The following is a 25153-nucleotide window of genomic DNA, read 5'->3' as shown; positions in this document are numbered from 1 at the left end:
TCCCCGCGCGGCTCCCGTGCGGCGCTCGTCACAGCTGCGCTGCAGTACCGGGGCATCCGCGCGGGGGCCGGGTCCACGGCTCGTAGACTCGACGCCGTGGACACGACCCTTCAGGACCCCCTCGTCGGGCGGCTGCTCGACGGCCGCTACCGCGTCGACGCGCGCATCGCCGTCGGCGGGATGGCCACGGTCTACCGGGCCGTCGACACCCGCCTCGACCGCGTCCTCGCGCTCAAGGTGATGCACCCGGCGCTCGCGACCGACGCGGCCTTCGTCGAGCGGTTCATCCGCGAGGCGAAGTCCGTCGCCCGGCTCTCCCACCCCAATGTCGTCGGGGTCTTCGACCAGGGCGCCGAGGGCGCGTACGTCTATCTGGCCATGGAGTACGTCGCCGGCTGCACGCTGCGCGACGTGCTGCGCGAGCGCGGGGCCCTCGCGCCCCGGGCCGCGCTGGACATCCTGGAGCCGGTGCTCGCCGCGCTCGGCGCCGCCCACCGGGCCGGGTTCGTCCACCGGGACATGAAGCCGGAGAACGTCCTGATAGGAGACGACGGCCGGGTGAAGGTCGCCGACTTCGGTCTCGTACGGGCGGTGGGCTCGGCGACCGCCACCACCGGCTCGGTCCTCGGGACGGTCTCCTACCTGGCGCCGGAGCAGATCGAGCACGGCACCGCCGACACCCGCGCCGACGTGTACGCCTGCGGTGTCGTCCTCTACGAGATGCTGACCGGCGGCAAGCCGCACTCCGGCGACACCCCCGCGCAGGTGCTCTACCAGCACCTCCACACCGATGTGCCCGCCCCGTCCGCCGCCGTCCCCGGGCTCGCCACCGAGCTGGACGAGCTGGTCGCGGCCGCCACCGCCCGCAACCCCGACGTCCGCCCGTACGACGCCGTCGCCCTGCTCGGCCTGGTCCGCGAGGCCCGCTCCCGGCTCGACGACGCCCAGCTGGACGCCGTACCCCCGCAGGCTCGGTCCGAGGACCGGAGCACCACCGAGGACCGGACCAGCGTGATCGCCCGGGTCGTACCGGCCGGGGCGGACGCCCAGGAGGTGCTGCACACCAACCGGATGCCGGCGCCCGAGCCGCCCCCGGCGGCCGACCGGCGCCGCCGGCCTCCGCGCGGCCCGCTCCTCCTCGTCCTCGGCGTGCTGCTCGCCCTCGGTCTGGGCGCCGGGGTCTGGTACATCAATTCCGGCCAGTTCACCCGCGTCCCCGCCGTGCTCGGCCAGACCGAGGCCGTGGCGACGAAGCGGATCACCGACGCCGGTCTGGAGGTCGGCACGACGAAGCGCGCGTTCAGCGACGTGTACGAGCGCGGCACCGTGATGGCCGTCGACCCGGCCCCCGGCGAGCGCCTCCGGGGCAACGCCGCGGTCACCCTGACCCTCTCCAGGGGTCCGCAGATCGTGAAGGTGCCCAACCTCAAGGGCAAGCCGCTCGCCGAGGCCCGGCGCACCCTGGAACAGCAGGGCCTGGCGGTCGGGGTGATCACCAGCGCCTTCAGCGAGACCGTCGCCCAGGGCTCCGTGATCGGCTCCGACCCGGAGCCCGGCACCGAGCGGGCGCCCGACTCGGCGGTGGCGCTGGTGGTCAGCAAGGGCTCGCCGATCGACGTGCCGGACATGACCGGTGAGACGGTCGAGGACGCCACGGCGACGCTCCAGGAGGCCGGACTCACCGTCCGGGTCGCCCCGGAGCGGATCAACTCGCCGGAGGACGCCGGTTCCGTCGCGGCCCAGTCCCTCGCCGAGGGCAGCCGGGCCGCCGAGGGCGACACGATCACGCTGACCGTCTCCAAGGGCCCGAAGCTCGTCCCGGTCCCGGACGTCACCGGCAGCTCGACCGACGAGGCGCGTACGGCGCTGGAGGACGCGGGCTTCGAGGTGGAGGTCAAGAAGTCCTTCCCCTACCTCGGCGACACGGTCTCCGGCCAGTCCGTGGAGGGCGGCACCACCGCGCCCGAGGGCTCCACCGTCACGATCACGATCAAGGGGCTGTAGGAACAGATGCGCAATCCCGTCGGCGGCCATGTCCCCGTGGCGGGTGGCCTCGCCACCGTCGGCCTCGGTTACGCCCGTGAGCTGGGCGCGGAGACCGTGCAGGTCTTCGTCGCCAATCCGCGCGGCTGGGCGACCCCGCCCGGCAACCCGGCCCAGGACGAGCGGTTCCGGGCCGAGTGCGAGGCCGAGTCGGTCTCGGCCTGGGTGCACGCCCCCTACCTGATCAACTTCGGCTCCCACACCGAGGCCACCGCCGAGAAGTCGGTGGAGTCGATGCGGCACTCGCTGCGGCGCGGCCGGGAGATCGGCGCGAAGGGCGTGGTGGTGCACACCGGCTCGGCGACCGGGGGCCGCACGCGCGCGGTGGCGCTCGCGCAGGTGCGGGAGCTGCTGCTGCCGCTGCTCGACGAGCTGACGCACGACGACGACCCGTTCCTGCTCCTGGAGTCGACGGCGGGCCAGGGCTTCTCGCTCTGTTCGCGGGCGGAGGACTTCGGCCCGTACTTCGACGCGCTCGACCGGCACCCGAAGCTCGGGATCTGCCTGGACACGTGCCACATCTTCGCCGCGGGCCACGATCTGACCGGCCCGCACGGCGCCGCGCAGACGCTCGACCAGCTGGTGGAGACCGTGGGCGAGGGACGGCTGAAACTGATCCACGCCAACGACTCGCAGGACGTCGTCGGCGCGCGCAAGGACCGGCACGCGAACATCGGCGTGGGCCACATCGGCGAGGACGGCTTCCGGAACCTGCTCCGGCACCCGGCGACCGAGGGCGTCCCGCTGATCATCGAGACGCCGGGCGGCAAGGCGGGGCACCTCGCGGACGTGGAGCTGCTGAAGAAGCTGCGGGACTGACGCCGATTTCGCGTTGATGAATACCCCAGGGGGGTATACGGTTCCTGTAACGGCAGGAACCGCTACCCGAGCTTGGGGGGCACCCGATGCAGCAGGACGCGCACGGCAGTCACGAACACGGCACCCACACCACCGACCACACGGGTCACGCGGAGCACACCGACCACACCAGCCATGCCGGCCACTCGGACCACGCCGGTCACTCGGCGGGGCACGAGCACCACGGCCACCACGGCACCGGCAAGGTCTCCTGGTCGATGGCCGCCAAGGCCACGCTGCACTGCCTCACCGGCTGTGCCATCGGCGAGGTCCTCGGCATGCTGATCGGCACCGCGCTCGGCTGGGGCAACATGCAGACGATGATCCTCGCGATCGTCCTGGCCTTCTTCTTCGGCTACGCGCTCACCCTGCGCGGCATCCTGGCCGCCGGCGTCGACTTCCGGACGGCCTTCAAGGTCGCGCTGGCCGCCGACACCCTCTCCATCGCGGTCATGGAGATCATCGACAACGGCGTGATCGCCCTCTGGCCCGGCGCCATGGACGCGCACCTGGACGAACCGCTCTTCTGGATCGTGCTTGCCATCGCGCTCGCCGCCGCCTTCGTGATCACCACTCCGGTCAACAAGTGGATGATCGGCCGCGGCAAGGGCCACGCGGTGGTCCACCAGTACCACCACTGAACGAACCGGCCGGCGGCCCTGCGACCCGGCCGACGACGAACGCCGACGGACGGCCCGGAGCGCTACAGCTCCGGGCCGTCTCCCGGTTCCTCCTGGTACGAGTACCGCTGCTCCGTCCACGGATCACCGAGGTTGTGGTAGCCGCGCTCCTCCCAGAAACCCCGGCGGTCGGCGGCCATGTACTCCACGCCCCGGACCCACTTGGGCCCCTTCCAGGCGTACAGGTGCGGGACGACCAGACGCAGCGGGAAGCCGTGCTCGGCGGTGAGCAGCTCCCCGTCCTTGTGGGTGGCGAAGATCGTGCCGTCCGCGGCGAAGTCGGCGAGCCGCATGTTGGCGCTGTAGCCGTACTCGGCCCAGACCATCACATGGGTCACCGAGGGCGCCGGCGGGGCGAGCTCCAGGACCGTACGGGCGGCCACGCCGCCCCACTCGGACCCGAGCATGCTGAACTTCGTGACGCAGTGCAGGTCCGCCACGACCGTGGAGAAGGGGAGGGCCGAGAACTCCTCGTGGTTCCAGCACCGCTTGTCGCCGTCGGCCGTCGCGCCGAAGACGCGGAACTCCCAGCGGTCCGGCTTGAACTTGGGGACGGGCCCGTAATGGGTGACCGGCCAGCCGCGCTGGAGCCGCTGGCCCGGCGGAAGGTCCGTCGAACGATCCGGCTGCCCCGCTTCCCGGTGTACTCCGCTCTCCGGCTGACCCATGTCATCCATGGTGACAGACCGCGAGGGGTGGTCATGACCAGGCTACCTTCCGGGCGTCATGATTCGGGCAACTCCCACTAAGCCTGCACTTACTGGACGCCCCCCATTCGGGGTGCGAGGATGCGGCCATCCTGCCCAGTGACGGCATAGACACGGAACGTGGAAGGAGCCTCTGCGATGCAGGGCGACCCCGAGGTCCTCGAATTTCTCAACGAGCAGCTGACCGGCGAGCTGACGGCCATCAACCAGTACTGGCTGCACTACCGCATCCAGGACAACAAGGGGTGGACGAAGCTCGCCAAGTACACCCGTGAAGAGTCCATCGACGAGATGAAGCACGCGGACAAGCTGACCGAGCGCATCCTGATGCTCGACGGCCTGCCCAACTACCAGCGACTCTTCCACGTACGGGTCGGTCAGACCCTCACCGAGATGTTCCAGGCGGACCGCCAGGTCGAGGTGGAGGCGATCGACCGGCTGCGGCGCGGGATCGAGGTCATGCGGGCCAAGGGGGACGTCACGTCCGCCAACCTCTTCGAGGAGATCCTGGCCGACGAGGAGCACCACATCGACTACCTGGACACCCAGCTGGAGCTGATCGAGTCCCTGGGCGAGGCGCTGTACATCTCGACCCTGATCGAGCAGCCGAGCTGACCCGGGCGGTCGTCCGGCCGGGCTAAGCGGCTTCCGGCAGTTCGACGGCCTCCGCCGTGAGGGCGGGCATCCCCTGGTCCAGGAGGTCGCGGCGCGGGCAGCTGCCGCGCCCGAGAATGGCCTGAATGCGACGGACGCAGGAACCGCAGTCCGTTCCGGCCTTGCAGGCCGAGGCGATCTGGCGGGGCGTGCAGGCGCCCGCGTCCGCATGCTCCTTGACCTGCTTCTCCGTCACGCCGAAGCACGAGCAGACGTACAACGCGGTTCACCTCCCGCCGTGATCGATAAGGCTAACCTAACCTTACCCGGCACGGCGGGGCCGCAAAAGGCCTGGATACGGCGATGGGGCGCGGATCACATGGATCCGCGCCCCGTCGTCGTAGGTACCTACTTACTGATCGCGGTACATCTCCGCCACCAGGAACGCCAGGTCCAGGGACTGGCTGCGGTTGAGGCGCGGGTCGCAGGCCGTCTCGTAGCGCTGGTGCAGGTCGTCGACGAAGATCTCGTCGCCGCCGCCCACGCACTCGGTGACGTCGTCACCGGTGAGCTCGACGTGGATGCCGCCCGGGTGGGTGCCCAGCGCCTTGTGGACCTCGAAGAAGCCCTTGACCTCGTCGAGCACGTCGTCGAAGCGGCGGGTCTTGTGACCGGAGGCGGCCTCGAAGGTGTTGCCGTGCATCGGGTCGGTGACCCAGGCGACGGCCGCGCCGGAGGCGGTGACCTTCTCGACCAGCTCGGGGAGCTTGTCGCGGACCTTGTCGGCGCCCATGCGGACGATGAAGGTCAGACGGCCCGGCTCGCGGTCCGGGTCGAGACGGTCGATGTAGGTGAGCGCGTCGTCCACCGAGGTGGTCGGGCCCAGCTTGATGCCGATCGGGTTCGCGATGCGCGAGGCGAACTCGATGTGGGCGTGGTCGAGCTGGCGGGTGCGCTCACCGATCCAGACCATGTGGCCGGAGGTGTCGTACAGCTTGCCGGTGCGCGAGTCCGTACGGGTGAGGGCACCCTCGTAGTCGAGCAGCAGCGCCTCGTGGGAGGCGTAGAACTCGACGGCCTTGAACTCGGCCGGGTCGGTGCCACAGGCCTTCATGAAGTTCAGCGCGTTGTCGATCTCGCGGGCGAGCGCCTCGTAGCGCTGGCCCGAGGGGGACGACTTCACGAAGTCCTGGTTCCAGGCGTGCACCTGGCGCAGGTCGGCGTAGCCACCGGTGGTGAAGGCGCGCACCAGGTTGAGCGTGGAGGCGGACGCGTTGTACATCCGCTTCAGGCGCTCGGGGTCCGGGATGCGGGACTTCTCGTCGAAGCCGAAGCCGTTGACCGAGTCGCCCCGGTAGGTCGGCAGGGTCACGCCGTCGCGGGTCTCGGTGCCCTTGGAGCGGGGCTTCGAGTACTGGCCGGCGATGCGGCCGACCTTCACCACGGGCACGGAGGCCGCGTAGGTGAGGACGGCGCTCATCTGGAGCAGCGTCTTGAGCTTGGCCCTGATGTGGTCGGCGGACACGGCGTCGAAGGCCTCGGCACAGTCGCCGCCCTGGAGCAGGAACGCCTCGCCACGGGCGACGGCTCCCATCCGGGCGCGCAGCTGGTCGCACTCGCCGGCGAAGACGAGCGGAGGATACGACTCGAGGTCCGCGATCACATCGCGCAGAGCCTCGGCATCGGGGTACTCGGGCTGCTGCGCCGCGGGCAGGTCTCGCCAGGTCGCCTCGGCGACGGCGTGGGAATCAGCGTTCACGGTCACGCACACCACATTACGGGGTTCTTCGTCCGGTCCTGTCCCTCTGCCCAGTGACTGAGACGCGCGCCCGGATTGTCCCCGGGTGATCTTCATGCCATCGAGTGGTGTTACCCTCTGGCCCGTTTCACAACACAACAGTCGAACCACAGGGGTGGGCGTGACCCAGAGGCACCGCAGGGACCGCAAGAAGAGACGACTCCTCTACGGAGCGGCGGCAGCGGTCGTCGCCACCGCCACGATCGGCACCATCGCGGTCGCCTCACCGAGCCTCCTGGGCGCGGCGGGCGACACGGCGTCCGGCAAGGACGCTTCCCTCCAGTCGCAGTTCGCAAACGCGGCGCGCGAGTTCGATGTGCCGCAGAGCGTGCTGATGGCGGTGTCGTACCGCCAGACGCGCTGGGAGTCGCACGACGGTCTGCCGAGCACCACCGGCGCGTACAACGTCATGGGTCTGACGAAGGTCGACCCCGAGGACATCGCGCGGGACGCGAAGGACCAGCTGCTCCACCTGGTGAACGGCACGGGTGACCCGGCGGTCGACAAGAAGATCGACAAGAAGAAGGCGCTGGCGCCGACGTCCGGCGAGACGGTCGACACCGACGACCCGACGCTGCACACCCTGGACAAGGCCGCCGAGCTGATCGACAGCTCCACCGACGCCGTCCAGGGGGACAGCGCCGCCTCGATCCGCGCGGGCGCCGCCCTCCTCGCCGAGTACCAGAAGCAGGCCGGCGCGGAACTGTCGGACGACGCGGGCGACTGGTACCCCGCCGTGGCCCGCTACAGCCAGTCGGAGAACCGCAAGGGCGCCGACCAGTTCGCGAAGCGCGTCTTCGAGTCGATCAGGACGGGCGAGCGGGAGATCACCGCGGACGGCGAGCAGGTCGTCCTGCCGGCCGATCCCTCGGTGGAGCCGGTGAAGCCCGCGAACGTGCCGCTCGCGGCGAGCACGGCGGCCACGACCGCCGACCCGGCCCCCGAGTGCCCGACCAACCTGGTCTGCTCCTTCATCCCGGCGGCCTACGCGCAGGACCTCGGCAACTACAACATCGCCGACCGGGGCACGGGCGGCTACGACATCCGCCAGATCGTCATCCACGACATCGAGGGCAGCCACGATGCCGCGGTGAACGTGTTCAAGGACCCGCAGCGGTGGGCGAGCGCCCACTACATCGTGCGGAACGACGGTCGCGTCACGCAGATGGTCGAGACCAAGAACGAAGCGTTCCACGCGAACAACAAGACCGTGAACATGCACTCGGTCGGCATCGAGCACGAGGGCTACGCGATCAAGGGCGGCGGTGGCTGGTACACCGAGCCGCAGTACGAGTCGTCCGCGGCGCTGGTGAAGTACCTGGCGAACCGGTTCTCCATCCCGCTGGACCGTGAGCACATCATCGGTCACGACGAGGCCCCGAGCGTCCTCGACAGCGTCGTCCAGGACCACTGGGACCCGGGCCCGTTCTGGGACTGGAACCGCTTCATGGGCATGGTCGGCGCGCCGACCGGTGCCGGCAACGCGGGCGGCCTGCTCCAGGCCGGCCAGCTCGTCCGGATCGTGCCGCCGTTCACCTCGGCCAACCAGGCGACCCTGGCGTACACCGAGGACGGCACGGCCAAGACGACTCCGTCGCAGCCGGTGAACTTCGGCTACCTCTACTCGGAGCCGGTCGCCGACCCGGCGAAGGCCCTCACGGACCCGTACTTCTCCTCCGGCTGGTCCCAGGGCTCGAACTGGGCGAACAAGGTCACGGCCGGCGGCACGTACGTCGTCGCCGAGTCGCGGACCGACTGGACCGCCGTCTGGTTCGGCGGCAAGAAGGCCTGGTTCTCCAACCCGGGCGGCCAGTTCACGGCCCCGGTCGGCACCACCGCGCTGACCGCGCTCACCGCCAAGGACGGCGCCACCTCGATCCCGGTCTACGGGCGGGCGTACCCCGAGGACGCGGCCTACACGGGCACCGGCGTCCCGGTCCAGGCGAACAACAACGCCTCGCTGAGCAAGTACAGCCTCCCGGCGGGCCAGGTGTACGCCAAGGCGGGCGCCCCGGTCGCGGGCGACTACTACTACAGCGCGTACAACACCAACGGCACCCGGGTCGTGGGCAAGACGAACGTCTTCATCCCGATCCGCTACAACCACCGTCTGGCGTACGTGAAGCAGAGCGACGTCAAGGAGGTCGCCACCAGGGCGCCCGTCACCGCGACCAACCGCTACAACCTGCTCGCCCGTGACACCGCCGGTGTCCTCTGGCAGTACCAGGGCACCGGCAACGTCACCACGCCCTACCTGACCCGCTACCGGATCAGCGCCGGGTGGAACACGTACGACACCGTGACCCCGATGACCGCGCTGCGGGCGGACGGGACCGGCGACATCATGGCGCGGGACACCACCGGCATCATGTGGTACTTCCCCGGCAGCGGCAACGCCTCGATGCCGTTCAAGTCGAGGATCAAGGTCAGCGCGGGCTGGCAGATCTACGACCGCATGGTCGGTGTCCGCGACCTCACCGGCGACGGCAAGGCCGACCTGCTCGCGCGCGAGAAGTCGGGCGTCCTGTGGCTGTTCAAGGGCACCGGCACCCCGTCGACGCCGTTCGCCCCGCGGGTGAAGGTCAGCGCCGGCTGGACCATCTACAACGAGCTCGTCGGCACCGGTGACCTGACCGGCGACGGCAAGCCCGACGTCCTGGCGCGGGACACCTCCGGCGGCATGTGGCTGTTCAAGGGCACCGGCACCAGCACGCTCTTCCAGCCCCGGGTGAAGATCAGCAACGGCTGGCAGACCTACGTCAGCATGGTCGGCCCGAGCGACGTGAACAAGGACGGCAAGGTCGACTTCACCGGCCGCGACACGGCGGGCGTCCTGTGGACCCTCCCCGGCACCGGCACCAGCACCCTGTTCTCGCCCCGCGTGCGGGTCGGCGGCGGCTGGCAGATCTACAACCTGATCTTCTGATCGGGTAGCCGCACGGCAGTCCGAGGGCTCACGGGGCCCGGCTCGCACCGTCCACGGTGCGGACCGGGCCCCGTTCCGCGTCCGGCTGGGCTACAGTGCTCGCATGTTCGCGCCTCAGATCCAGAACTGGTGGTGGACCGCTCCCCCGGCGGCCCACTGATCGCGCGTACACCGAACGCACAGGCCGCCCCGAGAGGGCGGCCTTTCTCGTTCCCGGGCCGTTCCTCTCCGCACACCGACGGAAGGAACGACGGACCATGGACCTCTCCCGTCTCCTCGACGACTCCTGCCCGCCCTTCGCCCTGCTCCGCCGCCGCACCCCAGGACGCGACCACGACACCGTCGAGGTGCTGATCGGCCGGGTCCACGAGGCCGAACACCTCGCCGATCTGCCCGTGGGCCCCCGGCCGACGCTCGCCCTGGTGCCCTTCCGGCAGATCAGGGAGCGCGGCTTCGACGTCCGTGACGACGGCACCCCGCTCTCCGTCCTGGTCGCCGACGAGACCCACGAACTCCCGCTCGCCGAGGCGCTGGCGCAGCTCCCGGCGCACGACGTGACCGTCGAGGACGGCGGCTTCGACGTCTCCGACGAGGAGTACGCCGGGATCGTGCGCCGAGTCATCGCCGAGGAGATCGGCTCGGGCGAGGGCGCCAACTTCGTCATCCGGCGCACGTACACCGGGGAGATCCCCGGGTTCGGGCGCGCCGACGCGCTCGCCCTGTTCCGACGGCTGCTCGCCGGCGAGCGGGGCGCGTACTGGACCTTCGTCGTGCACACCGGGGACCGGACGCTCGTCGGGGCCAGCCCCGAGGTGCACGTCCGGATGACGGGCGGCACCGTCGTGATGAACCCGATCAGCGGCACGTACCGCTACCCGGCCGGGTCCGCCCCGACCGCCGACGGCCTGCTCGCCTTCCTCGCCGACCGCAAGGAGACCGAGGAACTGTCGATGGTGGTCGACGAGGAACTCAAGATGATGTGCACGGTCGGCGACATGGGCGGGGTGGTGATCGGGCCGCGGCTGAAGGAGATGGCCCATCTCGCCCACACCGAGTACGAGCTGCGGGGACGCTCCAGCCTGGACGTGCGCGAGGTGCTGCGCGAGACGATGTTCGCGGCGACCGTCACCGGCTCGCCGGTGCAGAACGCCTGCCGGGTGATCGAGCGTCACGAGACGGGCGGCCGCGGCTACTACGCGGGGGCGCTCGCCCTGCTCGGCACGGACGGGAGCGGGGCGCAGACGCTGGACTCGCCCATCCTCATCCGTACGGCGGACATCTCCGGGGACGGGAGTCTGCGGGTGCCCGTCGGCGCGACCCTCGTACGGCACTCGGACCCGGCCGGGGAGGTCGCCGAGACCCACGCCAAGGCCGCCGGGGTGCTCACCGCGCTCGGCGTGCGGGAGGGCAGGCCGGCCGTGGAGGCGGCGGCTCCGGCGCCCGCCCGGCTCGCCGACGATCCGCGGGTACGGGCCGCCCTGGACGCGCGCCGGGCGGACCTCGCGCCGTTCTGGCTGCGGATGCAGGCCCGGTCGGCCGAACTGTCGGGCCACGCGCTGGTGATCGACGCCGAGGACACCTTCACCGCGATGCTGGCGCACGTCCTGCGCTCCTCGGGCCCGGAGGTGTCGGTGCTCCGCTACGACGAGCCGGGGCTGCGCGAGCTGGCCCTCGCCCACGAGGGGCCGGTGGTCCTGGGCCCCGGGCCCGGCGACCCCTCGGACGCCGCCGACCCGAAGATGCGCTTCCTGCGCGGTCTGACGGCCGAGCTGGTGCGGGAGCACCGCCACGGCCTCCTCGGCGTCTGCCTCGGGCACGAGCTGATCGCCGCCGAGCTGGGCCTGGAGATCGTCCGCAAGCGGACCCCGTTCCAGGGGGCGCAGCTGCGGATCGACCTCTTCGGGCAGGAGCGGACGGTCGGCTTCTACAACAGCTTCACCGCCCGCTGCGACGACCGGACGGCGACGGAGCTGGCGCTGCACCGGATCGAGGTGAGCCGGGACGCGGAGACCGGTGAGGTGCACGCGCTGCGCGGGCCGGGCTTCGCGGGGGTGCAGTTCCACCCCGAGTCGGTGCTGACGACGGAGGGCGCGGCCCTGACGGCCGCGCTGCTCGCGGGCGTCCTGGTCTGAGGGCCGGGCCGCCCCGGTGTCCTGGGCCCGAGGGCTCGGGACACCGTCGGGCCCGGCACGGGCGCCCGCTCAGGACACCGTCAGGCCCAGGTCCTTCGCGACCGCGCTGACCCGGGTGAAGACGGAGACCGGGAACTGGTCGTCGCAGTACTTGTTGCCGGTGGAGACGACGCCGATGAGCTTGCCCCCGACGGTCAGCGGGCCGCCGGAGTCGCCCTTGCAGACGCTGTCGCGGGTGCCGGGGGCGGCGGTCCCGCAGACCTTCGTCGCACCGGAGTCGGTGGGGAAGGTGAAGGGGTCGCAGCTCTTCAGCGGCGCGAGGCGGAGTTCGGCGGCCTTGAGGCGGGTGGCGAGGGTGTCGCGGCCGGTGCGGCCCCAGCCGACGGTCGTCGCCTTCGTGCCGGAGGCGTAGAGCGCCTTGTCCTTCGGTCCCGCGACCGGCAGCGGCTTGTACGGCATGGGCCGGTCCAGGGTGAGGACGGCCGCGTCGTAGGTGAGTGTGGACTGCTCGAACCGGGGGTGGACCTTGATCGAGGCGATGTGCCGGACGGTGCCCTTGGTGCTGTCGAGCGCGGTGCGCCCGCCGATGACGAGGAGCTTTCGGGGGGCCTCGGCGTCGGCCACGCAGTGCGCGGCGGTGAGGACCTTGGTGGGGGCCACCAGGGTGCCGCCGCAGAACTGGGTGCCGTCCGGGGTCTCGATGAGCATGGCGTACGGGTGGTCCGTCACGGTGGTGGAGCGCCCGCCGTGGACGGCGGCGGCCGGGGTCGCGAGGGCCGCGACGCCCCCGGCGGCGGCGAGGACGGAGGCGGTGAGCGCGGCGGCGGTACGGCGCCGTACGGACGAGAACATGTGAATCCCCCACGGATGAGCGGCGCGCGGTCCGGTGACCGCGCCGCCTGGTCACGCGGGAGGATGCGCGGAGCGCCCGGCGGGTTCCCTGGGGACGAGGACGTTCTCGCTGCGCCGTCCGGCGGTGTAGTCGAGGACGTTGCGGACGGTGGTGTCGATGATCTGGCCGACCGCGTCCACCGTGTAGTACGCCTGGTGGGAGGTGACCACCACGTTCGGGAAGGTCACCAGCCGGGCCAGCGTGTCGTCCTCGACGGCCTCCAGGGACTTGTCGAGGAAGAAGAGCCCGGCCTCCGCCTCGTAGACGTCGAGGCCGACGCCGGCGAAGCGGCCGGCCCGGAGTTCGGTGACGAGCGCCTCGGTGTCGACGAGCCCGCCCCGGCTGGAGTTCACCAGGATGACGTCGTCCTTCATGGCCTTGAGGGCGGCGGCGTCGATGATGTGCTGGGTGGACGGCAGCAGCGGTACGTGGAGGCTGATGACGTCGGCCTCGGCGAAGAGCCGCTCCTTCTCGACGTACCGCATGCCGAGGTCGAGGCAGGCGGGGTTCTCGGCCACGTCCCAGCCGAGCAGGTTCATGCCGAAGCCGTGGGCGATCCGGGTGAAGGCCTCGCCGATCTTGCCGGTGCCGAGCACCCCGACGGTACGGCCCCACAGGTCACGGCCCATCAGTCCGTCGAGCCGGAAGTCGAAGTCGCGGGTCCGGTTGGAGGCGCGGACGATCCGCCGGTTGACGGCGGTGGCGAGGGTCCAGGCGAACTCCGCGACGGAGTACGGCGAGTAGTACGAGACCCGGGCGACGGTGAGGCCGAGCCTCTCGGCGACCTCCAGGTCGATGTTGTTGAAGCCGGTGGAGCGCTGGGCGATCATCTGGGTCCCGCCGGCGGCGAGGGTCTGCAGGACCCGGTGGTCCAGGCTGGCGTTGACGCTGGTGGAGACGATCTCGTAGCCGGCCGCGATGGGGGCGGTGTCCTCGGTGAGGAAGACGCCCAGACAGCGGACGTCGTGGTGTCCCGCGAACGCCTTCTCGATCAGGGGCTTCTCGTCCGCCTGCACGCCGAATGCCAGGATTTCCACGTGTTTCCCCTCAACGGGACGATGGGCCGTATATGCGTGAATATACGACCCATCGTCCGGGGAGGCCGCCTCAGGCTTCGTCGAGGCCGCGCTCGATGGCGTACCGGACGAGCTCCACCCGGTTGTGCAGCTGGAGCTTGCCGAGGGTGTTCTGGACGTGGTTCTGCACCGTGCGGTGCGAGATCACCAGGCGCTCGGCGATCTGCTTGTAGCTCAGCCCCTTGGCGACGAGCCGCAGGACCTCCGTCTCGCGCTCGGTCAGCTGCGGGGCCTTCGGCTCGTCCGCGCCGGCCGCCGGGGCGGGCTCGGAGGCCAGGCGCCGGTACTCGCCGAGGACGAGCCCGGCGAGGCCCGGGGTGAAGACGGGGTCCCCGACCGCCGTCCGCCGCACGGCGTCGATCAGCTCCTCCGTACTGGCGGACTTGAGGAGGTAGCCGGTGGCGCCCGACTTCACGGCCTCCAGGACGTCGGCGTGCTCGCCGCTCGCCGAGAGGACCAGGACCCGCAGCTGCGGCCGGCCGCCGACCAGCTCCTTGCACACCTGGACGCCCGGCTTCACCGGCAGGTTCAGGTCCAGGACGAGGACGTCGGGCCCGGCCGCGACCGCGCGGCGCACCGCCTGCTCCCCGTCGCCCGCGGTGGCGACGACGTCGAAGCCCGCCTCCGCCAGGTCGCGGGCGACCGCGTCCCGCCACATCGGGTGGTCGTCGACCACCATCACCTTGATCGGCTGCTCGCTCACTTCTCCCCTGCCTTCCCCCGTGGAACCTTCAACTCGACTTCCGTGCCCTGACCCGGGACCGAGATCAGCTCGGCCGAGCCGCCCAGATCCCGCAGTCTCCCCCGGATGGAGAGGGCGACCCCCATCCGGCCCTCGCCCTCGGCCTGCGCGAGGCGGCCCTCGGGGATGCCGGGGCCGTCGTCCCTGACGGTGACGATCACCTCGTCCGGCCAGTCCTCGACGAGGATCCAGGCCTGGGCGTCCTCGCCCGCGTGCACCCGTACGTTGTCCAGGGCGGCGCCGACGGCGGCGGCCAGCTCGCGCGCGGCGGGCGGTCCCAGCAGCACGGGCGCGCCCGGCTCGGAGAGCGTGACCCGGGCCCCGGCGCGCGGGGCGAGCAGCAGCCGCAGGTCCACGGGGGTGTCGTCGTCCGGCTCCTCGTCCACCTCGACGACCCGGACGACGGCCCCCTCGGACTCGTCCTCGGAGACCAGGCTCGGCCGGGCGAGGCCGCCCGCGACGAGGGTGCGGAGGGCCACTTCCTGCTCGCCCGCCATCCGGCCGAGTTCGGCGGCCTCGCCGCCGAGCGCGGTGCCGCGCCGCTGCACCATGGCGAGGACCTGGAGGACGCTGTCGTGGATGTCGCGGGCGAGCCGCTCCCGTTCCCGGGTGGCGGCCTCGATCTCCAGGGCGCGGGCGAGGGTGCGCTCGGAGGCGCGGGCGACCTCGACGACGTATCCGATGGCGATGGAGGCGACCCAGACCAGGAGGACGTTGTGGAAGGTGTCCCGGCTGGGGTGGCCGCGCTCGACGATGTTGGCGACGGCGACGACCGAGGAGGCCACGCCGGCCCAGCGCCAGCCGCCCTTGATCGCGTACGCCAGGACGGCGCCGGCGGTCCATATCGACGGCAGGGTGGGACCGTCGACGGACTGGGCGTGGGCGTCGGCCAGCGGGGTGAGGAGGATGCCGACGACGGCGACGGTGAGGTCGGCGCCGAGGAAGCGCCGGGTGCAGCTGGCCGCGTTCGCCACCTTGGGGAGGGTGGCGAGGGTCCAGACGCACATCACCGCCAGATAGGCGACGGCGACCCAGGGCCGCTCGAACCGGTCCCGTCCGAAGACGAACAGCAGGACCGCGTAGACCATGGTCAGAAGGCGGTAGCCGGTCAGAGCCCGCCACAACGGCTGCTCGACCGACATGCGCACGACACGCTCGCGCCTGGCCATCCCCCCACCCCCGGACGTCCCTCGCGGGACGCCTTCCGCACCGGACTCCCGGTGCTACGCGCCATTCCCGGTGCTACGCGCCGGACTCTTCCCGAGCGGCGATCTCGGCCTTGACGGCCTCCTTGGCCGCCTTCTCCGCATCCGCGATCTGCCGCTTGGCGGCGGTCGCGTAGATGTCGACGTACTCCTGGCCGGACAGCTTCATGATCTCGTACATGACCTCGTCGGTCACCGAACGGAGGATGAAGCGGTCCCCCTCCATGCCCTGGTAGCGGGTGAAGTCCAGCGGCTTGCCGATCCGGATGCCCGGCCGCATCAGCTTGGGGACCACCTTGCCGGGCGGCTGGATCTTCTCGGTGTCGATCATGGCGACCGGGATCACCGGCGCGCCGGTGGCCAGCGCCACCCGGGCCAGACCACCGGGCTTGCCCCGGTAGAGACGGCCGTCGGGCGAGCGGGTGCCCTCGGGGTAGATCCCGAAGAGCCCGCCCTTCTCGATGACGTCGATGCCGGCCTTGATCGCCGCCTCGCCCGCGCCCCGGGCGCCCGAACGGTCCACCGGGAGCTGTCCGACGCCCTTGAAGAACGCGGCGGTGAGCTTGCCCTTCACGCCCGGCGAGGTGAAGTACTCCGCCTTGGCGATGAAGGTGACCTTGCGGTCGAGGACGGCGGGCAGGAAGAAGGAGTCGGAGAACGACAGGTGGTTGCTCGCCAGGATCGCGGGCCCCTCGGCGGGAATGTTCTCCAGACCCTCCACCCAGGGCCGGAAGGCAAGCTTCAGGGACCCTCCGAGGGAGAACTTCATTGCGCCGTAGATCAACTCGCCATGCCTTCCGTGTGCCGTCGCGACGACTTTATCCCGTACCGGCGCACGGCCCCCGCTACGGCCCTGGTCGGTGTCGGTCCGGTCGCGTACCGTGAAGGTCCTTCCCCATGTTCCGTCGCTTCGGCGCACCCGAAGACCGACGCGAAGCCCGAGCGAACAGGAGACCCCGGTGCCGGTCCTTCCCGGAGCCGAGCCGTACCGCCACGAGGGCGGAGAGGTCGGCGTCCTTCTCTGTCACGGATTCACCGGTTCCCCGCAGTCGATGCGCCCGTGGGCCGAGTATCTGGCCGAGCGCGGTCTGACCGTCTCGGTGCCGCTGCTGCCGGGCCACGGCACCCGCTGGCAGGACATGCAGCTCACCACCTGGCACGACTGGTACGCGGAGGTGGACCGGGCCCTGCGCGAGCTCCTGGAGCGGTGCTCGACCGTCTTCGTCTTCGGGCTCTCGATGGGCGGGGCGCTGACCCTGCGGCTCGCCGCCCAGCACGGCGACGCCGTGAAGGGCGTCGTCCTGGTCAACCCGGGCAACAAGGTGCACGGCCTGGCCGCGCACGCGCTGCCGGTCGCCCGCCATCTGGTCCCCTCCACCAAGGGCATCGCCAGCGACATCGCCAAGGAGGGCGTCACCGAGGTCGGCTACGACCGGGTGCCGCTGCACGCCGCGCACTCCCTGCGCCAGTTCTTCCGGCTCGTCGACACGGAGCTTCCGCAGGTCACGCAGCCGGTGGTGCTGCTCCACAGCCCCCAGGACCATGTCGTGCCGCCGGTCGACTCGGCCCGGATCCTCTCCCGGATCTCCTCGACGGACGTCCGGGAGATCCTGCTGGAACAGAGCTACCACGTCGCGACGTTGGACCATGACGCGGAGCGGATCTTCGACGAGAGCCTGGCCTTCGTCGAGCGTCTCGCCCCGGGGCTGGTCGACGAACAGGGGAGCAGGAGCGGTGGCTGAGCAGCAGGACGGCGGCGAGCGGGAGCCGCAGCCCATCGACGAGGAGGCGGCCTGGGCCGCGATCGTCGCCGGGTACGGCGAGGAGCCCGTGGACCCTCCGGGGGCGAAGCCGTTCCGGCCGATCGAGAACCTGGCCCTGCCGGAGCCGGAGGCCGAGGCCGGGGACGACGGGGAGGGGACGTCCGGGGAGACCCGGCCGCCCCTGAGACCGAGGCCGACGGTCGGCGAGGCCACGCCCTGGAAGCCGAGGCCGACGGCCGGGGCGACCCCGCCGGAGGGCTCCGAAGGCGCGGAGGGGACGAAGGGACCGAAGGGAGCCGGGGACTCCGACGACTCCGACGGTTCCGACAGCGCGGACGGCTCCGGGGCGGGCCCCGAGCGGCCCGCGCTCGGCAGCTCGATCGTCTTCGCCCCCGGGGTGGGCGTGCGGCCCCCCGGCCCCCGGGACTACTCCCCCGCCGAACCGGACGACGCCCCGGGCGGCTCCGACGAGGGGCACTTCGTGCCGCCGGAGCCGCCTCCGCTGCCCGAGGCGGACACCACGACCAAGTTCGCCTGGCTGGCCGTGGTCGGCGGCCCGGTCCTGATGCTGGTGGCCGTACTGCTCCAGTGGGACATGACCTGGTGGCTGACGACGCTCTGCATCGGCGGCTTCCTGGGCGGCTTCGCCACCCTGGTGGGGCGGATGAAGCACGACGACGAGGACGACGACGGCTTCGACGACCCGGGGCGCGGGGCGGTCGTCTAGGACCTGTCCCGACACGGCCTGTCCCGACCCGGCCCGGCCCCGCCCGGTCCGTGTCAGACGGCCGCCGGTACGCGGACCGCCGCCAGCACCGGAAGGTGGTCGGTGGCGGCCCGCAGGTCGGCCGGATCGAGGTCGGCCGGCACCCCGCAGCCGAGGAACTCGACGCCCGAGGTGGCCAGGATCGCGTCGATCCGCTGATGCGGACCGCCGGAGGGCGAGGTGTACGCGCCGCCCCGGGGGCTGACCTCCCAGCCGTCCCGGAGTTCCGTCGTCAGCCGGCGGAAGGCGGGGCCGTCGGGCCGTTCGTTGAGGTCCCCGCCGACGAGGGCGTACGGGGTCCCCAGGGCGGCGACCCGGTCGAGGACCATGCCCGCCTGGGCGTACCGCTCGTCCTTCCGCAGGCTCAGATGACAGCTGACGACACCGACCCTGGCCCCGCCGAAGCGGACGACGGCGGTCGCGAGGCCGCGCCGGTGCAGGCCCGGGGTGAGCGGCAGCAGGATGTCCTCGGTGCGTTCGACGGTGGCCCTCAGCGAGCAGAGCAGCATCGGCCCCGCCGCGGTGGCGCCGCCGCTCAGCATGACGAGTTCGCTCTTGGCGGCGAGCCGGGCGGCGTGCTTGCGCCAGCGGAAGAAGCGCGGGGCCTCCTGGACCAGGACGAGGTCGGGGGCGCAGGCCCGGATGACCCGGGCGAGGGCGTCCTCGTCGTCGCGCATCGAGCGCACGTTGTAGCAGAGGACCCGGAGGACGGCCGAACCGTCGGCCTCGGTGCGGGAGTTGGGCAGCTCACTGATCACCATGGCACGTAACGTACGACAACCGCCCGCCGCGTCCGGTGCGGACGCGGCGGGCGGTTGTCGTCATCGGTCCCGGTGCGGTCCGTTCAGCCCTGGCGGGCGAGGTCGGCCGCGCCGACGAGTCCGGCCTTGTTGCCGAGCTGGGCGGCGAGGACCTGGGCGTGCGGACGCCACTGGCCGCCGATCAGCCAGCGCCGGAAGGACTTGCGGATCGGGTCGAGGACCAGGTCGCCCTCGTCCGAGACGCCGCCGCCGACGATGAACGCCGAGGGGTCGAAGAGCGAGGCGAGGTCGGCGAGACCGGCGCCCGCCCAGCGGGCCAGCTCGCGGAAGGAGTCGACGGCCACCGGGTCGCCCGCGCGGGCGGCCTGGCTGACGTGCTTGCCCTCGATGCCCTCCGGGGTGCCGTCGCCGAGGCCGAGGAGGACCTCCGCGCGCTCCGGGGTGGCGTTGGCGCGCTGCCTGGCGTAGCGGACGAGGGCGCGCCCGGAGGCGTACTGCTCCCAGCAGCCCTGGCTGCCGCAGCCGCAGAGCAGACCGTCGGGGACGACCCGGATGTGGCCGAACTCGGCGGCCACGCCGAAGCGTCCGCGGCGCAGCTTGTTGCCGATGATGATGCCGCCGCCGAGGCCGGTGCCGAGGGTGATGCAGATGACGTCCTCGTGGCCCTGGCCGGCGCCGAAGCGGTACTCGCCCCAGGCGGCCGCGTTGGCGTCGTTCTCGACGACCACGGGCAGGCCGACCCGCTGCTCGACCTTGTCCTTGAGCGGCTCGTGCCGCCAGTCGATGTTCGGCGCGAAGAGGACGGTGGCACGCTTGTCGTCGACGTAGCCCGCGGCGCCGATGCCGACGGCCTCGATCGAGTGGCCCTTGCCGGCCTCGGACACGGCGGCGCTGATCGCGTCGACGATGCCCTCGGGGGTCGGCGGGGTGGGCACCTTGTGCGTGTCGAGGATCTTGCCGTCCTCGTCGACCACGCCGGCCGCGATCTTCGTGCCGCCGATGTCGACGCCGATGGTGAGTCCCATGTGTCCCTCAGTTTTCGGTCGAGCCCCGCTAGGGCCCACCGTACCCGAGGGGCGGTGGACCGTTGATCAGTCGAGGTCGATGTGCTGGCCGGTTCCCGGCCCTTCGTCGTCCTTCTTGGGGCCGTCCTCGTGCCGGTCCCCGCCGTCGTCCGCGCGGGGCGGCTCCCGGTCGGCGTCCCTGCGCGGGTCGTCGGCGTCGGGCACGGCGCCTCCGCGGGTCCAGCGGGTCTCGTGGCCCTCGACGGCGGAGCGGTAGGCGGCGAGCAGTTCGTTCCCGGCGGCGGCGAGGTGGTCGAAGACCTGCGGGTTGCGCTCGATGACGGGCTCGACGACGGACTTCGCCTGGCTGACGAGCTGCTGCACGGTCTGTACGGCCTGGCCGCCGAGCAGCGGGTTCCCGAGTCCGCCGGCGACCTTGTCGGCGACGGCCTCGAAGAGCTTGCGGAACTCCTCGGCGGCGGAGCCGGGCTCCGTCCCGCGCTCGGCCCGGCGACGGGCCCGCTCCGCCTCCAGGTCCTCGGCGCACGCCTTGGCCCAGGCGTCCGAATCGCTCATGGCGTACTCCTCAGTGGTGGTACTTCGACGGTACACGCCCGTTCAGGAGGTACGGGGCCAGAGCCCGGGGTCCGGGGTGAAGCGGACCCGGAGGTCCCCCTCGACGAGTCCGGCGCCGGTGACGGTGCAGCGGCGCAGGGCGGCGGGCAGGGGCACGTTGCGGCGGAAGGCTCCGACGGTGAGCAGCAGTTCGTCGCCCCTGCGGACGAGGGACAGCTCGTCCTTGACGGCGCCGGGCAGAGCGATGTGCCAGACGAGGACGCCGTCCTCCTCGCGCCGGTCCTCGACGGTCCACTCCGGTACGGGGGCGGGGGCGGCGGCGGGCCGGGCGGGCGCCAGGAGGGCCAGGTCCTCGGGGCCGCGCGGGTCGCGGCCGAGGTGCGGCAGCTCGTCGAGGGGTTCGCCGGCGGTACGGAGCTCGTCCAGGTGCCGGTGCTGCTGGGCGGTGAGGCCGGCGAGCCAGGGGTCCTCGGACGTGGCGGGCAGCAGCCGGTTGGCGACGACGGCGTCGAGGGCGAGGCCCTGGAGGGCGAGGCCGAGGCGGGCGGTACGCAGGGCGTCCGCGGCGGCGGGGCCGGGTTCGAGGACGAGCCGGACGCTGGTGGTGGGGGCGTCGACGACGGCCTGGACGGCGGCCAGCTCGGCCTCCCAGCGCGCGGTGGTCGCGTACAGCCACTGCGCGGGCATGGGGACCCCGGCGAGCTGGGCGAGCATCGGGCGCAGGGCGCGGGCGGCCTGGCGTTCCGGGGGCAGGAGGCGGCGCAGATAGCGGCGGAGCTGCTCGGGCAGGGCGAGGGCGGCGAGCGCCTCGGGGAGCGGCGGCAGGTCGACGACGGCCAGGTCGTGGTCACCGGCGGCGGCGTCGCGCAGGGAACGCAGCAGGGCGAACTGGCGGCTGCCGGGGAGTTCGGTGAGCTCGGCGTCCTCGAAGGGGGCGGCGCCCAGCAGGTCGAGGGCGGTGGCCGAGCGGTCCTGGAGGGCGAGGAACTCCCGGCGGAAGTCGGCGGCGGGCCGGGGCCGCAGGACCCGCGGCCCGTCGCCGCCCAGCAGCGGGTCGGCGTCCTCGGACACGAGCAGGACCCGGCGCCCGGCCCGCGCCTCGGCGAGCGCGGTGGCGGCGGCGACGGTGCTGCGCCCGGCGCCGCCGAGGCCGGTGACAAGGATGATCCGCATGCGGAGGACGTTACCGGTGCCCCGCGGGGCCGCGTTCACGTCCTCCGGGAGTGCGGCCGGGTGCTCCCGGAGCGCTTACGCGCGGGATTCCACCCGCTGCTTCAGGCCCTCCAGCGCGCGGTCGATGATGACCTTCTCCGCCTTGCGCTTGATCATGCCGAGCATCGGGATCTTGACGTCGACGGTCAGCTGGTAGGTGACCTCGGTGTGGGCGCCGCCGGCCAGCGGGGTCAGGCGGTAGGAGCCGTCGAGGGAGCGGAGCATCTGGGACTTGACCAGGGTCCAGCTGACCTCGTCGGCGCCGGTCCAGGTGTACGCCAGCGTGTGGTCGTCCTTGATCGCTCCGGCGTCGAGGACCAGTCGGACCTTCTCGGCGCGGCCGGCGTCGTCGGTCTCCAGGACCTCGGCCTGCTTCACCTCGCCCGTCCACTCGGGGTAGCGGGCGAAGTCGGCGATCACGCCCATGACGTCGGCCGGTGCCGCCTCGATCGTGATGCTCGAGCTGGTGTGTTCGGCCATCGTGGTGGCTCCTCCACTGTGCGGTCCGGCGGAAGTCAAAGGGGCACAGACGTGCCGACGGAAGGCTATCGCGCCGCGAACCGGGGCCCGTCACCACTCCAGGGCGAAGGGCCTGCCCGTCGAGGCGAAGTGTCCGACGTTCACGCACTCGGTGGAGCCGATCCGCATCCGCCGTGCCAGCGGCTGGTGGACGTGGCCGAAGAGGGCGTACCGGGGCCGGGTGCGCCGGATCGCGTCGAGCAGGGCTCGGCTGCCGCGTTCGAAGCGGCGGGCGACGGTGTCGTACGTCAGCTCGGGGACGTCCGGCGGGATGTGGGTGCAGAGGACGTCGACGTCGCCGAGGGCCTCGACCTTGGCGGCGTACTCCTCGTCGGAGATCTCGTACGGCGTGCGCATCGGGGTGCGCAGCCCGCCGCCGACGAAGCCGACGACGAGCCCGCCGAGCTCGATCCGCTCGCCGTCGAGGACGGTGGTGCCCGGCCGGGCGAACTCGGGCCACATCCGGGGGATGTCGACATTGCCGTAGGTGGCGTACGTCGGGGTGGGGAAGGCGGCGAAGAGCGCGGCGTACTGGCGCCGGACCGCGGCCTCGATGGCGGTGTCGCGGTCGATGTCGAGCCCGGCCCAGAGCCGGCGCCCCAGGTCACGGGCCTCGTCGAAGCGGCGGGCGGTGCGCAGCTCCACGAGCCGGCCGGCGTTCTCGGCGCCGAAGAGGTCGGGGAAGATGCCCCGGCTGTGGTCGGCGTAGTCGAGGAAGAGGACCAGGTCACCGAGGCATATGAGGGCGTCGGCACCCTCCCCCGCCCGGGCGAGGTCTTCGGCGTTGCCGTGCACGTCACTGACCACATGGACTCGCATGGGCCCCACCTTAGGGGGTGTCACCTGCGGTTACTTCCGAGTCGGGAAACCTGTGGATTACTGTGCGCAGAGCACCGCCACGCGTGTGTGACGCACGGAACATCTGGCCGGGACCCCCTATCGGGAACCGTGTACTGGTGGGTAACGTCCGGGCAGTCCAGTCGTGCTCACCCCCACGGAGCACCTGCCAGTTCTTGGACTACACCGGTGCATCACACAGAGCCGTGGCGCCGGCGCCCGATGAGGAGCAGCAGTCTTGCGCGAGTTCAGCCTTCCGGCCCTGTACGAGGTCCCCGCGGACGGCAACCTGACGGATCTCATCCGCCGCAACGCCTCCCAGCACCCAGACGTCGCCGTGATGGGCCGCAAGGTCGACGGCGCCTGGACCGACGTGACCGCCACGGAGTTCCTCGCGGAGGTCCGCGGGGCCGCGAAGGGCCTGATCGCCGCCGGTGTCGAGCCGGGCGACCGGGTCGCACTGCTGTCCCGTACGCGCTACGAGTGGGTCCTCCTCGACTTCGCGATCTGGAGCGCCGGCGGCGTGACCGTCCCGGTGTACGAGACGAGCTCGCCGGAGCAGATCCAGTGGATCCTCGGCGACTCGGGCGCGACCCTGGCCCTGGTGGAGAGCGAGGCGCACCGGGACGCGGTGGAGTCGGTGCGCGCGAACCTTCCGGAGCTCAAGGAGCTGTGGCAGATCGAGGACGACGCGGTCGCGCGGCTCACGGCCTCGGGCGCGGACGTCTCCGACGAGCTGCTGGACGCGCGGATGTCGGCGGCGAACGCGGACGACCCGGCGACGATCGTCTACACCTCGGGCACGACCGGCCGCCCCAAGGGCTGCGTGCTGACCCACAGGGCGTTCTTCGCCGAGTGCGGCAACGTGGTGGAGCGACTGAAGCCCCTCTTCCGGACCGGCGAGTGCTCGGTGCTGCTGTTCCTGCCGGCCGCGCACGTCTTCGGGCGGCTGGTCGAGGTCGCGTCCGTGATGGCGCCGATCCGCCTCGGCTGCGTCCCGGACATCAAGAACCTCACGGACGAGCTGGCCTCGTTCCGGCCGACGCTGATCCTGGGCGTGCCGCGGGTCTTCGAGAAGGTCTACAACTCGGCGCGGGCGAAGGCGCAGGCCGACGGCAAGGGCAAGATCTTCGACAAGGCCGCGCACACGGCGATCGCGTACAGCCGGGCGCTGAGCACCCCGCAGGGCCCGTCCTTCGGCCTCAAGCTGAAGCACAAGCTCTTCGACAAGCTGGTCTTCAGCAAGCTGCGTGCGGTCCTGGGCGGGCGCGGCGAGTACGCGATCTCGGGCGGCGCGCCGCTGGGCGAGCGGCTCGGCCACTTCTTCCGGGGCATCGGCTTCACGGTCCTGGAGGGCTACGGCCTGACGGAGTCGTGCGCGGCGACCGCGTTCAACCCCTGGGACCGGCAGAAGATCGGCACGGTCGGGCAGCCGCTGCCGGGCTCGGTGGTGCGGATCGCCGACGACGGCGAGGTGCTGCTGCACGGCGAGCACATCTTCTCGCGGTACTGGAACAACGAGGCGGCCACGGCCGAGGCGCTCGCCGACGGCTGGTTCCACACCGGTGACATCGGCACCCTCGACGAGGACGGCTACCTGGCGATCACCGGCCGGAAGAAGGAGATCCTGGTGACGGCGGGCGGCAAGAACGTCGCCCCGGCGGTCATCGAGGACCGGATCCGGGCGCACGCGCTGGTCGCGGAGTGCATGGTGGTCGGCGACGGCCGCCCGTTCGTGGGCGCGCTGGTCACGATCGACGAGGAGTTCCTGGGCCGCTGGGCCTCGGAGCACGGCAAGCCGTCGGGCTCGACGGCGGCCACCCTCCGGGACGACGCGGACCTGGTGGCGGAGGTCCAGCGCGCGATCGACGACGGCAACGCGGCGGTCTCCAAGGCGGAGTCGGTCCGCAAGTTCCGCATCCTCCCGGCCCAGTTCACGGAGGAGGCGGGCCACATCACCCCGTCCCTGAAGCTGAAGCGGAACGTGGTGGCGAAGGACTTCGCGGACGACATCGAGGCGATCTACACGAAGTAGGGCGGGTGCGGGAGGGGCCCGGGGCGA

The 25153-nt window shown here is 71.9% G+C and carries 23 protein-coding genes; 9 read left to right on the top strand and 14 right to left on the bottom strand.

Annotated features, from left to right (window positions below):
- The first annotated feature begins 96 nt into the window (after positions 1-96).
- From pknB to ASD33_RS17160, 3 genes are all read left to right on the top strand, one after another.
- Positions 97-2004, top strand: a complete 1908-nt coding sequence (pknB, locus tag ASD33_RS17170) for a Stk1 family PASTA domain-containing Ser/Thr kinase (RefSeq protein ID WP_199863531.1) — start codon at positions 97-99, stop codon at positions 2002-2004.
- Positions 2005-2010: 6 nt separating this feature from the next.
- A complete protein-coding gene (locus ASD33_RS17165; protein ID WP_056560537.1) occupies positions 2011-2862 on the top strand; it encodes a deoxyribonuclease IV in 852 nt (283 codons plus the stop codon).
- Positions 2863-2948: 86 nt separating this feature from the next.
- Positions 2949-3542 (top strand): DUF4396 domain-containing protein, encoded by a 594-nt coding sequence (locus ASD33_RS17160; RefSeq protein ID WP_056560534.1) that lies wholly within the window; start codon positions 2949-2951, stop codon positions 3540-3542.
- Between the two features lie 62 nt (positions 3543-3604).
- Here ASD33_RS17160 and ASD33_RS17155 read toward each other — a convergent pair whose 3' ends face one another.
- Positions 3605-4249 carry a sulfite oxidase-like oxidoreductase gene (locus tag ASD33_RS17155; RefSeq protein WP_056560531.1) on the bottom strand — a complete coding sequence of 215 codons (645 nt, stop codon included), beginning with the start codon at positions 4247-4249 and terminating at the stop codon, positions 3605-3607.
- Positions 4250-4426: 177 nt separating this feature from the next.
- Between ASD33_RS17155 and bfr the strand changes: the two genes are divergently transcribed.
- On the top strand, positions 4427-4903 hold the full coding sequence (gene bfr / locus ASD33_RS17150; RefSeq protein ID WP_053640484.1) for a bacterioferritin: 477 nt from the start codon (positions 4427-4429) through the stop codon (positions 4901-4903).
- 22 nt (positions 4904-4925) lie between these two features.
- On the opposite strand, the gene ASD33_RS17145 is transcribed toward bfr, so the two are convergent.
- Together ASD33_RS17145 and ASD33_RS17140 are read right to left on the bottom strand one after the other, a co-directional pair.
- Positions 4926-5162 carry a (2Fe-2S)-binding protein gene (locus ASD33_RS17145; protein ID WP_056560528.1) on the bottom strand — a complete coding sequence of 79 codons (237 nt, stop codon included), beginning with the start codon at positions 5160-5162 and terminating at the stop codon, positions 4926-4928.
- Positions 5163-5294: 132 nt separating this feature from the next.
- Positions 5295-6641, bottom strand: a complete 1347-nt coding sequence (locus ASD33_RS17140; protein ID WP_056561542.1) for a 3-deoxy-7-phosphoheptulonate synthase class II — start codon at positions 6639-6641, stop codon at positions 5295-5297.
- 160 nt (positions 6642-6801) lie between these two features.
- Here ASD33_RS17140 and ASD33_RS17135 point away from each other — a divergent pair, with 160 nt between their 5' ends.
- Both ASD33_RS17135 and ASD33_RS17130 read left to right on the top strand, forming a co-directional pair.
- The gene (locus ASD33_RS17135; RefSeq protein ID WP_056561540.1) at positions 6802-9606 is read left to right on the top strand and encodes an N-acetylmuramoyl-L-alanine amidase; all 2805 of its coding nucleotides are present in this window, start codon (positions 6802-6804) and stop codon (positions 9604-9606) included.
- A gap of 257 nt (positions 9607-9863) precedes the next feature.
- A complete protein-coding gene (locus ASD33_RS17130) occupies positions 9864-11738 on the top strand; it encodes an anthranilate synthase family protein (protein ID WP_056560525.1) in 1875 nt (624 codons plus the stop codon).
- Between the two features lie 69 nt (positions 11739-11807).
- On the opposite strand, the gene ASD33_RS17125 is transcribed toward ASD33_RS17130, so the two are convergent.
- The 5 genes from ASD33_RS17125 to ASD33_RS17105 all read right to left on the bottom strand — a co-directional run bounded on the left by ASD33_RS17125 (position 11808) and on the right by ASD33_RS17105 (position 16437).
- Positions 11808-12590, bottom strand: coding sequence for a serine protease (locus tag ASD33_RS17125; RefSeq protein ID WP_056560522.1), 783 nt, complete (start codon positions 12588-12590; stop codon positions 11808-11810).
- Between the two features lie 51 nt (positions 12591-12641).
- Positions 12642-13667, bottom strand: a complete 1026-nt coding sequence (locus ASD33_RS17120; RefSeq protein ID WP_056560519.1) for a 2-hydroxyacid dehydrogenase — start codon at positions 13665-13667, stop codon at positions 12642-12644.
- 70 nt (positions 13668-13737) lie between these two features.
- Positions 13738-14385, bottom strand: coding sequence for a response regulator transcription factor (locus ASD33_RS17115; RefSeq protein WP_056561538.1), 648 nt, complete (start codon positions 14383-14385; stop codon positions 13738-13740).
- Between the two features lie 20 nt (positions 14386-14405).
- Positions 14406-15617, bottom strand: coding sequence for a DUF5931 domain-containing protein (locus ASD33_RS17110; RefSeq protein WP_056560516.1), 1212 nt, complete (start codon positions 15615-15617; stop codon positions 14406-14408).
- 73 nt (positions 15618-15690) lie between these two features.
- Positions 15691-16437, bottom strand: coding sequence for a lysophospholipid acyltransferase family protein (locus tag ASD33_RS17105; protein WP_199863530.1), 747 nt, complete (start codon positions 16435-16437; stop codon positions 15691-15693).
- A 175-nt stretch (positions 16438-16612) separates the two neighbouring features.
- Between ASD33_RS17105 and ASD33_RS17100 the strand changes: the two genes are divergently transcribed.
- Both ASD33_RS17100 and ASD33_RS17095 read left to right on the top strand, forming a co-directional pair.
- A complete protein-coding gene (locus ASD33_RS17100; protein WP_056560510.1) occupies positions 16613-17395 on the top strand; it encodes an alpha/beta fold hydrolase in 783 nt (260 codons plus the stop codon).
- On the top strand, positions 17388-18143 hold the full coding sequence (locus ASD33_RS17095) for a hypothetical protein (RefSeq protein ID WP_056560507.1): 756 nt from the start codon (positions 17388-17390) through the stop codon (positions 18141-18143). The genes ASD33_RS17100 and ASD33_RS17095 overlap by 8 nt, the downstream gene beginning before the upstream one ends.
- Positions 18144-18196: 53 nt before the next feature.
- Here the strand turns inward: ASD33_RS17095 and ASD33_RS17090 are convergent, their stop codons facing one another.
- The 6 genes from ASD33_RS17090 to ASD33_RS17065 all read right to left on the bottom strand — a co-directional run bounded on the left by ASD33_RS17090 (position 18197) and on the right by ASD33_RS17065 (position 23073).
- Positions 18197-18943 carry an endonuclease/exonuclease/phosphatase family protein gene (locus ASD33_RS17090; RefSeq protein WP_056560504.1) on the bottom strand — a complete coding sequence of 249 codons (747 nt, stop codon included), beginning with the start codon at positions 18941-18943 and terminating at the stop codon, positions 18197-18199.
- Positions 18944-19026: 83 nt separating this feature from the next.
- Positions 19027-19968 carry an ROK family glucokinase gene (locus ASD33_RS17085; protein ID WP_056560501.1) on the bottom strand — a complete coding sequence of 314 codons (942 nt, stop codon included), beginning with the start codon at positions 19966-19968 and terminating at the stop codon, positions 19027-19029.
- Positions 19969-20034: 66 nt separating this feature from the next.
- On the bottom strand, positions 20035-20523 hold the full coding sequence (locus ASD33_RS17080; RefSeq protein ID WP_056560498.1) for a DUF5304 domain-containing protein: 489 nt from the start codon (positions 20521-20523) through the stop codon (positions 20035-20037).
- Positions 20524-20565: 42 nt separating this feature from the next.
- Positions 20566-21696, bottom strand: a complete 1131-nt coding sequence (locus tag ASD33_RS17075) for an ArsA-related P-loop ATPase (protein WP_056561536.1) — start codon at positions 21694-21696, stop codon at positions 20566-20568.
- A gap of 75 nt (positions 21697-21771) precedes the next feature.
- On the bottom strand, positions 21772-22215 hold the full coding sequence (locus tag ASD33_RS17070; protein WP_056560495.1) for an SRPBCC family protein: 444 nt from the start codon (positions 22213-22215) through the stop codon (positions 21772-21774).
- 90 nt (positions 22216-22305) lie between these two features.
- Positions 22306-23073, bottom strand: coding sequence for a metallophosphoesterase (locus ASD33_RS17065; RefSeq protein ID WP_079044821.1), 768 nt, complete (start codon positions 23071-23073; stop codon positions 22306-22308).
- Between the two features lie 256 nt (positions 23074-23329).
- On the opposite strand from ASD33_RS17065, the gene ASD33_RS17060 reads away from it, so the two are divergent.
- On the top strand, positions 23330-25126 hold the full coding sequence (locus ASD33_RS17060) for an AMP-dependent synthetase/ligase (protein ID WP_056560490.1): 1797 nt from the start codon (positions 23330-23332) through the stop codon (positions 25124-25126).
- The last annotated feature ends 27 nt before the right edge of the window (positions 25127-25153 follow it).

This window comes from Streptomyces sp. Root1304 (assembly GCF_001426405.1).
Classification (GTDB): domain Bacteria; phylum Actinomycetota; class Actinomycetes; order Streptomycetales; family Streptomycetaceae; genus Streptomyces.
Note: the sequence above shows the minus strand (reverse complement) of the source record. Positions and strands in the feature narration are given on the sequence as shown.

Bases quoted from the DNA above. Each gene is read 5' to 3' on its own strand.
- ASD33_RS17070 (WP_056560495.1), bottom strand. From the start codon at position 22,215: ATGGCCGAACACACCAGCTCGAGCATCACGATCGAGGCGGCACCGGCC.
- ASD33_RS17160 (WP_056560534.1), top strand. From the start codon at position 2,949: ATGCAGCAGGACGCGCACGGCAGTCACGAACACGGCACCCACACCACC.
- ASD33_RS17075 (WP_056561536.1), bottom strand. From the start codon at position 21,696: ATGCGGATCATCCTTGTCACCGGCCTCGGCGGCGCCGGGCGCAGCACC.
- ASD33_RS17125 (WP_056560522.1), bottom strand. From the start codon at position 12,590: ATGTTCTCGTCCGTACGGCGCCGTACCGCCGCCGCGCTCACCGCCTCC.
- bfr (WP_053640484.1), top strand. From the start codon at position 4,427: ATGCAGGGCGACCCCGAGGTCCTCGAATTTCTCAACGAGCAGCTGACC.
- ASD33_RS17085 (WP_056560501.1), bottom strand. From the start codon at position 19,968: ATGGGACTCACCATCGGCGTCGACATCGGCGGCACGAAGATCGCGGCC.
- ASD33_RS17115 (WP_056561538.1), bottom strand. From the start codon at position 14,385: ATGGTGGTCGACGACCACCCGATGTGGCGGGACGCGGTCGCCCGCGAC.
- ASD33_RS17110 (WP_056560516.1), bottom strand. From the start codon at position 15,617: ATGGCCAGGCGCGAGCGTGTCGTGCGCATGTCGGTCGAGCAGCCGTTG.
- ASD33_RS17065 (WP_079044821.1), bottom strand. From the start codon at position 23,073: ATGCGAGTCCATGTGGTCAGTGACGTGCACGGCAACGCCGAAGACCTC.
- ASD33_RS17080 (WP_056560498.1), bottom strand. From the start codon at position 20,523: ATGAGCGATTCGGACGCCTGGGCCAAGGCGTGCGCCGAGGACCTGGAG.
- ASD33_RS17165 (WP_056560537.1), top strand. From the start codon at position 2,011: ATGCGCAATCCCGTCGGCGGCCATGTCCCCGTGGCGGGTGGCCTCGCC.
- ASD33_RS17155 (WP_056560531.1), bottom strand. From the start codon at position 4,249: ATGGGTCAGCCGGAGAGCGGAGTACACCGGGAAGCGGGGCAGCCGGAT.
- ASD33_RS17090 (WP_056560504.1), bottom strand. From the start codon at position 18,943: ATGGTGATCAGTGAGCTGCCCAACTCCCGCACCGAGGCCGACGGTTCG.
- ASD33_RS17130 (WP_056560525.1), top strand. From the start codon at position 9,864: ATGGACCTCTCCCGTCTCCTCGACGACTCCTGCCCGCCCTTCGCCCTG.